This is a genomic window from Phenylobacterium sp., assembly GCF_028290885.1.
Lineage (GTDB): Bacteria > Pseudomonadota > Alphaproteobacteria > Caulobacterales > Caulobacteraceae > Phenylobacterium.
On sequence record NZ_JAQGIZ010000065.1, the window covers coordinates 16,975 to 30,838 of the forward strand.

10 protein-coding genes are annotated in these 13,864 nt (G+C 70.2%); 5 read left to right on the forward strand and 5 right to left on the reverse strand.

Annotated features, from left to right (window positions below; all coding sequences use genetic code 11):
* Positions 1-9 precede the first annotated feature (9 nt).
* Positions 10-747 carry a dienelactone hydrolase family protein gene (locus JWP28_RS05230; RefSeq protein ID WP_299540769.1) on the forward strand — a complete coding sequence of 246 codons (738 nt, stop codon included), beginning with the start codon at positions 10-12 and terminating at the stop codon, positions 745-747.
* Between the two features lie 108 nt (positions 748-855).
* On the forward strand, positions 856-1,221 hold the full coding sequence (locus tag JWP28_RS05235; protein WP_299540772.1) for an RcnB family protein: 366 nt from the start codon (positions 856-858) through the stop codon (positions 1,219-1,221).
* A 57-nt stretch (positions 1,222-1,278) separates the two neighbouring features.
* Here the strand turns inward: JWP28_RS05235 and JWP28_RS05240 are convergent, their stop codons facing one another.
* The 5 genes from JWP28_RS05240 to JWP28_RS05260 form a co-directional block, all read right to left on the reverse strand.
* Complete coding sequence (locus JWP28_RS05240; RefSeq protein ID WP_299540774.1) at positions 1,279-2,112, reverse strand: phytanoyl-CoA dioxygenase family protein; 834 nt, start codon at positions 2,110-2,112, stop codon at positions 1,279-1,281.
* An 18-nt stretch (positions 2,113-2,130) separates the two neighbouring features.
* Positions 2,131-3,348 carry a TIGR03862 family flavoprotein gene (locus JWP28_RS05245; protein WP_299540777.1) on the reverse strand — a complete coding sequence of 406 codons (1,218 nt, stop codon included), beginning with the start codon at positions 3,346-3,348 and terminating at the stop codon, positions 2,131-2,133.
* The gene (locus JWP28_RS05250) at positions 3,345-4,781 is read right to left on the reverse strand and encodes a S41 family peptidase (RefSeq protein ID WP_299540779.1); all 1,437 of its coding nucleotides are present in this window, start codon (positions 4,779-4,781) and stop codon (positions 3,345-3,347) included. The genes JWP28_RS05245 and JWP28_RS05250 overlap by 4 nt, the downstream gene beginning before the upstream one ends.
* Position 4,782: 1 nt before the next feature.
* On the reverse strand, positions 4,783-6,081 hold the full coding sequence (locus JWP28_RS05255) for a M20/M25/M40 family metallo-hydrolase (protein WP_299540781.1): 1,299 nt from the start codon (positions 6,079-6,081) through the stop codon (positions 4,783-4,785).
* Between the two features lie 178 nt (positions 6,082-6,259).
* Positions 6,260-9,073 carry a hypothetical protein gene (locus JWP28_RS05260; RefSeq protein WP_299540783.1) on the reverse strand — a complete coding sequence of 938 codons (2,814 nt, stop codon included), beginning with the start codon at positions 9,071-9,073 and terminating at the stop codon, positions 6,260-6,262.
* A gap of 165 nt (positions 9,074-9,238) precedes the next feature.
* Here JWP28_RS05260 and JWP28_RS05265 point away from each other — a divergent pair, with 165 nt between their 5' ends.
* The 3 genes from JWP28_RS05265 to JWP28_RS05275 all read left to right on the forward strand — a co-directional run bounded on the left by JWP28_RS05265 (position 9,239) and on the right by JWP28_RS05275 (position 13,741).
* The gene (locus JWP28_RS05265; protein WP_299540785.1) at positions 9,239-11,083 is read left to right on the forward strand and encodes a DUF885 family protein; all 1,845 of its coding nucleotides are present in this window, start codon (positions 9,239-9,241) and stop codon (positions 11,081-11,083) included.
* Between the two features lie 155 nt (positions 11,084-11,238).
* On the forward strand, positions 11,239-11,874 hold the full coding sequence (locus tag JWP28_RS05270; protein WP_299540787.1) for a glutathione S-transferase family protein: 636 nt from the start codon (positions 11,239-11,241) through the stop codon (positions 11,872-11,874).
* 139 nt (positions 11,875-12,013) lie between these two features.
* A complete protein-coding gene (locus JWP28_RS05275) occupies positions 12,014-13,741 on the forward strand; it encodes a tetratricopeptide repeat protein (RefSeq protein ID WP_299540789.1) in 1,728 nt (575 codons plus the stop codon).
* Positions 13,742-13,864: the final 123 nt, after the last annotated feature.

A 13,864-nucleotide genomic window follows, 5' to 3' on the forward strand; every position in this document is an offset into this window, starting at 1 on the left:
GAACGCCACATGATCGAACAGACCGTCGAGATCGCCACCAAGCATGGGGCGAAGACCACCTTCATCGTCCACCCGGAGCGTGAGGGGCCGCACCCGGTGGTGCTGTTCTTCATGGACGCGCCCGGGATCCGCGAGGAGCTGCGCGACATGGCCCGGCGGATCGCCGCGGTCGGCTACTACGTCATGCTGCCGAACCTCTATTACCGCAGCAGGGTCATGGAGCTGGCCGACCTGCCGAAGCTGCCGGAGGCCGAGTCCCGCGCGCGAATGTTCGAGCTGATGGGCTCGCTGACCATCCCACTGGTGATGAGCGACGCCGACGCCCTGCTGGACTTTGCCGATCGGGACCCCGCGGCCAGCAACGGCAAGATCGCGACGCTGGGCTACTGCATGAGCGGCCAGTACGCGATCAACTTCGCCGCCCGCTATCCGGACCGGGTGGCGGCGGCGGCCTCGATCTACGGGGTGCAGCTGGTCACCGACCAGGCCGACAGCCCGCACCTGGCGGCGCAGAAGGCCAAGGCCGAGCTCTACTTCGCCTGCGCCGAGGTCGATCCCTACGCGCCGCTGGAGATGGTCGAGGCGCTGGACCAGACGGTGAAGTCCAAGAACCTCAACGGCGAGGTGGAGCTCTATCCCGGCGTCCACCACGGCTTCGCCTTCCCGCAGCGCCCGGCCTACGACAAGCCGGCGGCCGAGCGGCACTGGGAGCGGCTGTTCGCCCTCTGGAGGCGCCGGCTGGGCTAGGTATTATGTTTCACAGCCGACATAAGATGAACCTTAGCTGAGCCGTTGCGTTCAGGGCGGGCTCAGGCCGCGGGCAATACCTTGTGGTCCTGGATAAGGAGTCCAACCATGAAACGTCTGCTCACCGGCGCCCTGGCGCTTTCGCTGCTGACCGGGACCGCCGCGATGGCGCAGCCCGACCATCGCAACGACCAAGGCGGCTACGCCCAGCAGGGCAACGACCAGCGCGGCAACGACCGCTCGCGTGAAGTCCACCAGCGCAACGACCAGCGGCAGGCCCAGCACCGCTGGGCGCGCGGCGAGCGCCTGCCGTCCAGCTACTACCAGGACCGCGGCCACTATGTTGACTACCGCGCCTATCATCTGCGTGCGCCGCCCCGCGGCTACCGCTGGGTGCGGACCGACGACAACAACTACGCCCTCGTCGCCCTGACGACTGGACTGATCGCCTCGATCATCGCCTCCAACCACTAGGCGAGCCACACCGAAGCTCGATGTCCCTCCGCCGCTTCGCGCGGCGGGGGGACGCGTCTATCTGGGCTGCTGCGCGACCACCGGCGGCACGAAGTCCTCGGCCAACGCCTTTTTCGGGTGCGAGCCGCTGACCATCCCCATGAAGCCCGGCCAGATCTCATAGCCGATCAGCGAGCGCATGCGCGGCGACATGGCGCGCGCCAGCTCCCTGGGGATGCTGAGGTAGAAGTTCTCCTGGGTACGCGCCCAAGGCTCACAATACTGCTGGGTTAAGGCCAGCCGGGGCTTGTCCGTGCGGTTGGCGCCGCCCCGGTGCAGCAGGGTTCCCGAGAACACGAAACAGGCGCCCGCAGGGACTTCCATGGGGACCAGCAGGGCCTCCAGCGCCTCCCGATCCTTGCGGCGCTCGGCAATCTCGGCGTCGCTCCACAGGTGGCTGCCGGCGATCACCTCGGTCGCGCCGTTGGCCTGGGTGAAGGGATCGACGGCGGCGATCACCGACATGCTGATCGGCGGCCGGGGCCGCGGCAGGGGATAGAAGCCGTCGTCGTAGTGGATCGACTGGGCCGTCTCCCCCGGAAGCATGTTGATCGCGTGGCTGGCGCTCAGCAGGAAGTTCGGTTGTAGGAACCGGCCGAGCAGGGCGTAGAGCCGCGCTTCCTCCGCGAGCTCCTGGAACACCTTGCCGCGCGCGACCAGGGTGTAGACCCGCTCCGTCTCGAAGCCCTCGAAGTCGTTGCGGCCGTGGTGGCTGCCGAGGTAGGGCGCAAGCGCCGTGCGGACGGCGGCCAGGGCGGCGGCATCCATGAAATCCGGAATGACGGTGTAGCCCTGCTCGCGGATCTCCACGGCGTGGGCGTCGGTGTCGAAGCGGTGGGTCGGCTGGTCCATGGCGCGCACCTCCTCGCCCTAGTCTAGCACAAGGCCTTCGAGCCGCTTCAGCACGCCGCGCGCCGCCGCAACGCCCGTGGCGAAGCTCGCCTGCAGCAGGTAGCCGCCGGTCGGGGCCTCCCAGTCCAGCATCTCGCCGGCCACGAAGACGCCGGGCCTGGCGGTCAGCATCAGCTGCTCGTCGATCGCACTGAAGGCCACCCCGCCCGCTGTGGAAATGGCCCGCTCAAGCGGCCGGATGCCCGTGAGCCGCAGCGGCGCGCCCTTGATCGCCGACGCCAGGGCTGCGGGGTCCGACGGCAGGTCCTTGCCGTGCGCCTCGCGCAGCAGGTTGGTCTCCAGCGGCGTCAGGTGAGCGGCCTTGCGCAGGCGGTTGGCGGCGGACTGGTTGGCCGGCGCCTGGGCCAGCTTCGCCTGCAGCTGAGCGGCGGGCGTGTCCGGTCGCAGGTCGATCCAAAGGCGCGCCTGGCCGTCCGTGGCGATCGCGTCGCGCAAGGCGGCGGAGAGGGCGTAGACCGCCCCGCCCTCCAGGCCGTGGCGGGTGACCATCGCCTCGCCGCGCACCCTGACACGGCCGAAGGTGAGCGCGACGCCCTTCAACGGCTGGCCCTCGAACCGGTCGCGGAACAACTCGCTCCAGGCCACGTCGAAGCCGCCGTTGGCCGGGCGCAGCGGGCTCACCGGCACGCCCGCGCTCACCAGGATGTCGGCCCACGCGCCGGTGGAGCCCAGTTTCGGCCAGCTCGCCCCGCCAAGCGCCAGGACGACGGCGTCGGGGCTCGCCGTCGCCTCGCCCGCCGGCGTCGCAAACCGCAGGCGCCCGCCGGCTTCCCAGCCGGTCCAGTCATGACGCGGGCGGAACGCCGCGCCGAGGCCCTGGAGCCTCGCCAACCACGCCCGCAACAGCGGCGAGGCCTTCAGCGACTTGGGGAACACCCGGCCGGAGGATCCGACGAAGGTCGGCTGGCCCAGGCCCTCAGCCCAGGCGACCAGCGCCTGCGGCGGAAACGCCTCGACCAGCGGGCCAAGGCGGGGGGACGCGGTCCCGAAGCGCGCCACGAACCGATCCAGCGGCTCGGAGTGGGTGAGGTTCAATCCGCCGCGGCCCGCCATCAGCAGCTTGCGCCCCACCGAGGGCATGCGGTCGTAGACGGTCACCGCGCAGCCGGCTTCAGCCAGCACCTCGGCCGCCATCAGGCCAGCGGGCCCGGCCCCGATAACGGCGACAGCGGTCATCGGCCGGCCGCGGTGCGCGCGACGGCTTGTGGCAGAGCGCGTGCGAGCCGCGCCACGCGTTCCGCCGGGGTGTCGAATCTCTTGAACCCGATCAGCACGTCCGGTTGGATTCCCGCCACTTCGTTGCTGCCGTCGGCACGCAGGCGCACGCAGTCGGGCAGGGAAACCCGCGCTCCGCTATGACGCAGCACTACAGGCTCGGCGTCGGTCATGTGTCCGCAGCCAGCGCCGAAGGTTGGCGCGCCCAGGATCAGGGCCGCGTGCCGATCCTGCATCATCGCGGCGAAGAACTCGCTGGACGAAGCGCTGTCGCCGTCCACCAGCACGATCACCGGCCCACGCCAGAGCGCCGTCGTGGGCGGAAAGCGGGCCTGGGCCGAAATGGTCTCCGCCCAGGGCCGGTCGCGAGGACCTTGCGGCTCCGGCGACAGGCCGCCTGCGAACAGTACGCCGAACACGGCTGCCGAGCACTCGATCGGCTTGCCGCGCCACAAAGGTGCGCGGTCGCAGGGCTTGCCGGTTTCCGCCCTCGCGGCAGTCAGGGCGGCGTCATAGCGGACGAGGGCGTCGTGTTCGGCGCCGCTGGTCACCGCGAGACCGGCCCGGATGTCGGCTTGCTCGCTGGTGAGCTCGGCCGCCCAGCCGGGCGTTCGAAGGAACCCGATGCGGGGCGTCGGCATCGGTTTGGCGGTCAGCAGGCGCGCGAGCGCGACGGAGGTGTCGTCGCCACCCCCGTTGCCCGCGATATCGACCAGCAGGACCTGCGTGCCTGCAGCCTTCAAGGTCGCCACGGCAGACTGCATCTCGCCCACGAAGGCGGTGTCGGCGCGGTGCGAGAAGCGATCTTCACAGGCGGCGTCACAAGGGCTGTCCGGGCTGAGGGATTGCTGGGCGGCGAGGCGCTCACAAAGACCCGGGAAACCCCTCGGCGAGAAGAGCGGCAGCCGCAGGACTCCCACCCGCCGGCCAGCGACCTCGATGATGCCAGTGCGCAGCAAAGCGTCCGGCGCGGCGACCGGCCGGAAGTCCGGCAGCCGCGTGGCCGCCGCGCCGTCGTCACTCGCCTGGGAATAGCCCAGCCGAACGCAGAGCGGTTGAGATTCGTACCTGCCCGCAGCGGGCGCCTTGGTCGTTGGCCATTGGATTTCTATGTGCCCATCGCCGAAGGTCTCCAGGAACCGGTCGATGGCGCGGCGGGCTTCGAAGTCGTCACGGGCGCGCTCCAGCCGGACTTGTGCGCGGCCATAGACCGCTGGGAGGTCCAGGCCGCGTTTGGCCTGCCATTCAAGGTTGGCGTAGCTGGCGGTCATCGCATCGCGCAGCTGGGCGAGGTCTTCGAGCCAAGGCGAGGGCGAGAAGTCCGCCGCCTGGGCTGGGCCAACGACCAGGATCGCCGCCAGGACCGCTACCGTGAACCTCGCCAACGCCCGCATGTCAGACCCCGGCCATCGCGAGCACTGCCGCCAGGCCCACGGTCATGCCCCGTACGCTCTCGGGCTTGGCCACGTCGATCCATTCGTCCAGCGAGTGCGCCCGGCCGCCGGTCCCGCCGGAGCCGATCGTCACGGCCGGAATGCCGAGGCTGATCGGGATGTTGGAGTCAGTGGACGAGGCGCCGAGTTCGGGCGTGTAGCCGGCGGCCCGGGCGGCGGCGGCCGTGGTGCGGACGATCAGCGCGTCCTCGCGGGTCGCGCCGGTTGGACGCTCGCCGATCAGCTTTGGCGTCACCGTGACCTTGCCGAGGCGGGTTTCGCGGGCGGCGTTCTCGTGCTCGGCGGCCTCCTTGAGGATCTCCTGGAAGCGGGCGTCGAGCCTGGCGAGTTCGTCCTTGCTCTCCGAGCGCATGTCCACCTCCAGCCAGACGTCCGCGGGGATTGAGTTCACGCTGACGCCGCCCCCCACCACGCTGGCGGCATAGGTGGTGCGCGGCCTGGCCGGGACCTTCACCGCATAGAGCTGGTCGACGGCGCGGCCCATGGCGGCCATCGGATTGACGATGCCGAAGGCGCCGTAGCTGTGCCCGCCGGGCCCATGGAAGGCCACGCGATAGCGCCGCGATCCCACCGCCCCAAAGGTCATCCGGGCCGCCTCGCTGCCGTCCATGGAGAAGAAGGCTTTGATGCGGTCCTTGTACTTCCCCTTGCCGAACAGGTAGCGCATGCCGCGCAGGTCGCCGGGGCCTTCCTCGCCTACGTCGCCGACGAAGAGGATGTCGGACCTGGTCTTGATCTTCGCGGCGTCCAGCGCGCGGACGTAGGCCAGCAGGACGGCGAGGCTGCGGCTGTCGTCGCCGACGCCCGGCGCATAGAGCTTGGTCCCCTCGCGGCGGACCTTCACCGGCGTGCCTTCCGGGAAGACGGTGTCCTGGTGGGCGGCCAGCACCACCACCGGGCCGCCGGCCGGGCCGGTCCCGCGCCGCAGGCCCATGACGTTGCCCTCCGGGTCGGTCTCGACGTCGGTGAGCCCCTCGGCCTTGAGCATGGCGGCGAAGGCCTTGCCCTTGGCGGCCTCCTTGAACGGCGGCGCCGGGATCTCCGTCAGGGTGATTATGTCGGCGACGGTCCGGTCGTGCTGCGCATCGAGGGTGGCCACCGCGGTCTTGAAGGCGGGGCTGCGGACGATCGCCTGGACGGCGCGGTCGGCCGGATCGGCCGGCTTGGGCGCGGCCTGGGCGGTGGTGAGCACGCCAAGTCCCAGGGCGGCGGCGAGCAGGCTGCGCCGGATGGGCGGCATGGCGAATCCTTCAACGGCTGGAGCGCGCCATATCGCCGATCGGGAGCCGTACCGCCAGACCCTGATCGGTTCAGATCGACACGATCTGAACCGTGAATCAGGGTCTACACTTTTGAATTTAGAGCACGATTCAGCGGTCAGGCGGTTCCGCCTGACCCCATCGTGCTCTGGCCCGCAGTCAGCGGCACCCCGCGCCCGCCAGAAGCGCGGCGCGGTCATGGCTCAGGTCTGCGCCGCTCGGCTCCGGCACGGTGTCCTCGCCGGTCATGCCGGTCCAGAGCGCCTGGTTGAAGCGCGGCGTGTCGAGATGGTCTTCAACCTCGAAGTTGAGACCGGCCATGGCCTGCGCCCAGTAGGCGGCGCTCCGCAGGGGCCTGCACAGGCCGGTCGCGCCGGCCTGCGCCGTCTTCCCGGGCAGCGGCAGGGCGGTGGTCCGCAGCACCGCCGGGACCTCCGCGCGATAGCTCCAGCTCGCCTGGTGCGGGTCGAAGATCTCGGTCATCGGCCGGGCCAGGGAGTCGTTCATCGACATGGGAGCGAGGCCCAGGACGTCTTCGATGGTGCGCATGAAATTGACCGTCGTGTAGGGCCGCGACACGACCGCGTGCTGGCGCACATAGGGGCCCGCGACGAAGGCCAGGGTGCGCCGCGCGCTCACGTGGTCCGGACCGTCCTGGGCGTCGTCCTCGATCACGAACACCAGGGTGTCCTTGGCGAACGGGCTTTCGGCCACGGCCTGCACCACCAGCCCCAGCGCGTAGTCATTGTCGGCGAGTTCGGTCTCGACGGTGTCGACGCCGTCCAGGCCGCGCCCGAAGTTTCCGGTGTGATCGTGCGGCAGGCGAAGCAAGGTCAGGTTCGGCAACGCGCCCTTGGCGACATAGCCCTTGAACTCCCGCTTCCACTCCTGGACGCGCCAGTAGTCTGGGAAGCCCTGGTCGAAGCCGCGGAAATAGACGTCGGTCACCGCCGCCAGCTCCGGCTTGGTGGCGACGAACACCGGCAGCTTCTTGGCGAACGGGTCGCGCTCGGCCGGGATGTGGTCGGGGGTCTTTTCATCGTAGCGCCCCAGGTCGCCGAAGAAGCCGTAGTTGCGGACGCTGAGGCCCTTTCGGATCGCGGCGTTCCAGATGTAGCCCTGGCCGGCCTCGCCCTCGGGGCCGTCGGGCGCGGCGACGTCGGCCGTGCCCGGCAGGATATCCTCGTCATCCGGGGTCGCCGGGTTGGCGGCCTTGCGCGCCGCGTGGTCGGCGATGCCGACGTTGACGTAGCGGTTGTCGCCCTCCTGGTCGTACTGCAGCCCGCGGCCGGCGTAGTTGATCGGCGCTTCCCGCTCGGTGAAGTCGGTGGTGCGGGCCGCCGTGGTCCAGTTCCAGCCGGTGTTCGAGCTCTCGCCCGAGGCGAAGAGCCGGTCGAGCGTCACGAACTCGCGGGCCAGCGCATGGTGGTTCGGCGTCATGGCGCGCGGGAAGATCGCCAGCTTCGGGTCGCCGTCGCCCACCTCGAGGTCGCCGAGCACCTGATCGTAGGTGCGGTTTTCCTTGATGATGAAGATGACGTGCTTGATGTGCGCGCGGATGGCGGCCATGGCCGCGGCGTCCTGGGCGGCGGCGGGATCGGGCGCGAAGCCGACGTTGACCGCCACCTGCTGCGTCAGCCGCCTCAGCTCGGCGGGTTCGGGCGCCGGCACGGTCAGGAAGCCCGCCTTTTCCAGCTGCCACACGTAGCTGTTCGTGGCGCGGCAGGCGACGGCGTCCTGCGGCTTGACGCCGAGGCTCGCGCGGCAGGCGCCCGGGTTGGGGCCCGGATCGCTCTTGCCGTTGACGACGTAGATCCGGCCCCCGGTGGCCGCCACGCCGGTGGGATACCAGCCGGTGGGGATCAGGCCGGCGAGACGGGTCTTGGCCTTCCCGCGGCCCAGGGCCAGCACGGCCACGGCGTTCTCGCCGCCGTTCGAGACGTAGAGCGTGTGCCCGTCGGGCGACAGCGCCAGCGCATTGCTGTTGGCGCCGCCAAGGAAGCGCCGGCCGGCCATCAGGCTCGCCGTGGCGACGGTCGGCGTGCGTCCCAGGATCCTGCCGGTCGCCGGATCGATCTCAACGACCCCGTCGGTGTTGCCGAGCGCGGCATAGAGCCGGCGTCCGCCGGGGCCGGCGAGCAGCGCCGTGGGTTGTCCGGTCGTGCGCGTGCGGTGGGTGACGGCCAGCCCCTTGTCGCTGACCGTGAGCGCGATGACCTCGCGGTCGCGCTCCGAGGTGACGAAGGCCCGCCTTGGACCGGTCCAGGCAATGGACTCCGGAAACCCGCCGCCGGATTGGCCGTGGCGCGCGGGATCGATCTTGCCCGGGCGCAGGTCCCGCTCGGCGACCAGCTTGCCGCTGGCGAGGTCGATGAGACTGACGGAGTCGTTCTGCAGGTTGGCGGCCAGCAGCAGGCGGCCGTCGGGGCTCACGGAAATCCCGGCGGCTTCCGGCTTCACCTTGACGCCCAGGCCCGCGGCGTGGCCGAGCGGGAAGCGGCGGGCGGGCTGGAACCCCTGAGCCGCGGCCTCGTACTCCAGGACCGCGTCGTCCACCCCCGCCGACACGTAGAACCGCTGGCCGGACGGCGCCCAGGCGAGCCCGAGGAAGGTATTGGGGACCTGCAGCACCTGGCGCTTCACCGGCGCGGCGCCCGAGACGTCGAAGACGAAGACGTATTCGTTGCTGAGGTCGGGGACCTGCTTGCCGTCGGCGCCAAGGTTGCGGTTGTAGCCGCTGGTGAGGATCAGGAGGGTGCGGCGGTCAGGCGAGAGCGCCACGGCGGACGCCTGGCCCGCGGTGAACGCCGGCAGTCCCGGCAGGTCCGGATTGAGCGGCTGGAAGATCGCGCCCCGCGCCGCTTCCGGCGTCAAATGCTGGCCGGTCGGCAGGATGTCGGCCGGGGCGCGGGCGGCGGCGGTGGCGGCAAGGCCGGCAAGCAGGCCGACGGCCGGCATCAGGGAAAGGCGCATTCGCATGGTCAGGGAACCTTGGCCGCGATAGATGACAGGTCTTCGACGCAGGGTGCGAATCCATCTCATTACCGGGAATTCACCCGCACGAAGGCGCCGGCGGCTTGCGGCCCTCCCCAGGCGAACCTTAAGCCTAGCCTCCACAAAACGTAACAGGAGACGACCTTGCTGAGCCGCCGCCATATCCTCCTCACCGCCAGCGCCAGCCTGGCGCTCGCCGGGAGCGCCGCCAGGGCCCAGGGCGCTTCCGGCGCCGCCAAGGCCAAGGGCGAGGGCGCTTCCGGCGCGGGGGCGCAGCTCAACAAGGCGCTGGACGACTTCTTCGCCCAGGACCTGGCGGACAATCCGGAGGTCGCAACCTCGCTCGGCCTCGACACCGGCGCCAACGCAGCGGCCAAGTCCAAGCTGAGCCAGGCCTCGGTGGCCGACCTCGACCGCTACAAGCACCGCACCGTCGAGCAACTGGCGAGGCTGCGCGCCGTCGACCGCAAGGCGCTCACCGGCATGGCGGCGGTGAACTACGACTCGGTGCTCGACGACCTCGACACCACAGACCGCGGCAACCGCCGTTTCGCCTATGGCGGGGAGGGCGCGGGCGCGCCCTATGTGCTGAGCCAGATCAACGGCGCCTACCAGGGGGTCCCCGACTTCCTGGACAGCCAGCACACCATCGAGACCCGGGCCGACTGCGAGGCCTATGTTGCCAGGCTGGGCGAATTCTCCCGGTTGATGGACCAGGAGTGCGAGCGGGTTCGCCGCGACGCCGGACTGGGCGTGATCCCGCCGGACTTCGCCATCGCCGGCGCGCTCGGCCAGATGAAGGTGCTGCATGCGCCGGCCGATAAGTCGACGCTGGTGAGCTCGGTGGCCGACCGCGCCAGGGCCAAGGGCGTCGCCGGAGACTGGGCGCGCGAGGCGACGGCCGTCTACGAGGGCAAGGTGCTGCCGGCGCTGGAGCGGCAGATGGCGCTGCTGGAGAGCCTGCGGCCCAAGGCGATCCACGAAGCCGGCGTCTGGCGCCTGCCGGACGGCGAGGCCTACTATGCGCTCGCCCTGCAGGCGCAGACCACCACCACCATGACGCCGGCCGAGGTCCACAAGCTGGGCCTGGACGTCACCCGCGAACTCACCGCCCGCGCCGACGTGCTGTTCCGCAAGATCGGCCTCACCCAGGGCTCGGTGGCCGAACGCTATGCAGCGCTGTTTAAGGACCCGAAGTACGTCTACCCCAACACCGACGCCGGAAAGGCCAAGGAAATCGCGGACCTGAACAAGCTCGTTCAGGCGATGCAGAAGCGACTGCCGGAGTACTTCGGGGCCTTGCCGAAAGCGGGGCTGGAGATCCGGCGCATTCCGCCGGCCACTGAAGCCGGGGCCTCCACCCACTACACCAGCGGCAGCCTCGACGGGTCGCGGCCGGGCATCTATTGGCTGAACCTGCGCGACACGGCCGAGGCGCCCTATTGGGACATGCCGACGACGACGTTCCACGAGGGCATCCCGGGGCACCACCTGCAGCTCACCCTGCAGAAGCAGGCGGACCTGCCGCTGCTGCGCAAGGTGGCCGGGTTCAACGCCTACGCCGAGGGCTGGGCGCTCTACTCGGAGCAGCTGGCGCAAGAGATGGGCTTCTACGCCGACGATCCGGCCGGCGAGCTGGGCTATGTCCACGACGCCCTGCTGCGCTCCGGGCGGCTGGTCGTCGACACCGGCATCCACGCGATGCGCTGGAGCCGCGAAAAGGCCGTGCAGACCCTGCACGAGACCGACGGCGACCCCATCGCGCTCGCCGGCCAGGAGATCGAGCGCTACGCCTGCAACCCGGGCCAGGCCTGCGGCTACATGGTGGGCAAGGTCTTCATCCTGCGGCTGCGCGAAAAGGCCAAGGCGGCCCTGGGCCCGCGTTTCGACGTACGCCAGTTCCATGACGCCGTGCTGCTGGCCGGCTCTCTGCCGCTGACCGTGCTGGAGAACGCGGTCGACAACTACATCGCCGCGCGCAAGGCGTGAGAAAGACCTGATCCGAAATTCGGCCTCGGGGCCCACAACGATGCGGTGATACTCTCGGGCGATGCCGCCGACGGCTGCTGACATGATGCTGTCAGCAAAGGAGGTCCAACCTCGGCTTCGACGCCCCGGACGGGCCTGACGCAGGAGGACGAACCATGTCGAACGAACTGGTCTTCTATACCAACCCGATGTCACGCGGGCGCATCGTACGCTGGATGCTGGAAGAGGTGGGGCAGCCGTACCGCACCGAAATCCTCGACTATGCGACAGGCATGAAGGGCGCGGACTATCTGGCGATCAATCCGATGGGCAAGGTGCCGGCGATCCGCCATGGCGATACGGCGGTGACCGAGGGCGCGGCCATCTGCGCCTACCTGGCCGACGCCTTCCCGCAGGCAGGCCTCGCGCCGCCGCTGGGCGACCGGGGCGCCTACTATCGCTGGCTGTTCTTCGCGGCCGGCCCCGTGGAGGCCGCGGTCACCACCAAGAGCCTCGGCGTCGACGTGCCGCCGGACCGCAGGATGATGGTTGGCTTCGGATGCCTTGAAGACGTGGTCAACACGCTTGAGGGCGCCGTGAAAGGCCGCGACTACATTGCCGGCGACCGGTTCAGCGCCGCCGACGTCTATGTCGGCTCGCAGATCGGCTGGGGCATGCAGTTCGGCTCCATCGAGAAGCGTCCGGCCTTCGAGGCCTATTGGGAGAAGGTCGGCAATCGCCCCGCGGCCATCCGCGCCCGCGAGATCGACGACGCCCTGATCCCTGCCCAGCCGCAGCCGGTCCCGGCGTAGGACCTACGAAGTTCTCCGCGGCGGCGTGGGTGCTTCGCACGACTCGCCCGCCAGGGCGAAGCGTGCTCCCCTGGCGCCTGTCCTGCTCCGCCGGGGTGTCCGCCCCTGCGCCGAGCGGCCTTCAGGGGAGGGCTTCACGATGAAAATCACTCTGTTCGCCACCGTCGCGGCCGTGGCGGCAGTCGCTGCGACCGCAAGCTGGGCCCAGGCCGCCAGCCCGATGCCGGCCATGGTGATGCCGGCCCCGATGAGCATGGGCCTGCCGCTCTCGCCCATGCCGGGCGTCTACGCCGGCCAGGCGGACAAGCCGGGCGCCCCGGTGTTCAGGGGGCTGGGGTCGCACCACATGGCGATCACCACGAAGACTCCGAAGACCCAGGCGTACTTCGACCAGGGCGTGAACCTGCTGTTCGGCTTTAACCACGCCGAGGCGATCCGCTCGTTCCGCGAGGCCGCGCGGCTCGATCCCGACTGCGCCATGTGCTGGTGGGGCGTGGCCGAGGCGTTGGGTCCCAACATCAACCTGCCGATGCCGCCGGACGCCGCGGCGCCCGCCTGGCAGGCGCTGCAGCGCGCCCAGGCGCTGGCGCCCAAGGCCTCGCCCCGCGAGCAGGCGTGGATCGCCGCGCTGGCCACCCGCTATTCGCCGGACCCCAAGGCCGACCGCCACGCCCTCGACGAGGCCTGGGCGCAGGCGATGGGCAAGCTGTGGCGCGACAACCCGGCGGAGCTCGACGCCGGGACCTTCTACGCCGAGGCGATGATGGACACCCAGCCGTGGGACTACTGGCAGGCCGACGGCGTCGCGCCCAAGGGCCACGGCGGCGAGATCGTCACGACGCTTGAGACCGTGCTGCGCCAGGCGCCTGCGCACCCCGGCGCGCTGCACCTATACATCCACGCCGTCGAGGCCTCGACCACGCCGGAGCGGGCCGAGCACGCCGCCGACGTGCTGCTCACCTTGATGCCGCAGGCCGGCCACATCGTGCACATGCCGAGCCACATCTACTATCGGGTGGGCCGCTACGCCGATGCCGCCCGGGTCAACGAACTCGCCGCCAAGGTCGACGAGGACTACATCGCCGCCTGCAAGGCCCAGGGCTATTACCCGGCCGGCTACTACGGCCACAACATCCACTTCCTGTGGACCTCGGCCGAGATGCAGGGGCGCTACAAGACCGCCATCGACGCCGCGCGGCGCCTGGTGAAGGCGGTCGACGCCGAGACGTTCGCCAAGCAGATGCCCAGCGGCGAACTCTTCGCCTTCACGCCGGTCGCCACCGAACTGCGGTTCGGCAAGTGGAAGGAGATCCTGGCCGAACCCGCGCCGCCCAAGGCGCTGACGCTGGAGACGGCCGTCTGGACCTATGCCCGCGGCTTCGCGCACGCCAACACCGGGGCGATAGCGCTGGCCCGGGCCGATCGCGCGAAGCTGGCGGCGCTCGAAAAGGCGGACTTCCGCCGCTACGCCGAGCCCGGCATCCCGGCGCCCCAGATGGTGCAGATGACGCTGGCGCTGCTGGACGGTGAGATCGCGCGGACCTCGGGCGATCTGCCCGGCGCGGTTAGCCAGTTCCAGAGGGCTCGCGCGATCGAGTTGGCGCTGCCCTATACCGAGCCGCCCTATTGGCATCAGCCGGTCAGCCACCTGCTGGGCGCAGCGCTCCTGCAGGCCGGGCGGCCGGCCGAGGCCGAGGCGGTCTACCGCGACAGCCTCAAGACCTACCGCGACGACGGCTGGGCGCTGTTCGGCCTGGCCCAGGCCCTACAGGCGCAGGGCAAGGACGCCGGCGCGGCCCGCGCCCGCGACGCCTTCACGAGCGCGTGGCGGATGAGCGACACTAGGATCGAGAGTTCGAGGCTCTAGTGTCCCGATTCCGAAGTTCGCAAGCGCTTGCGGCTGACTCTGGCGAACTTCGGAATCGATGAGGACACTAGCAAGTATATGTTTCTAGTGTGCTTTCTTGGATTTGAAGTTCGCTCGGCGCGT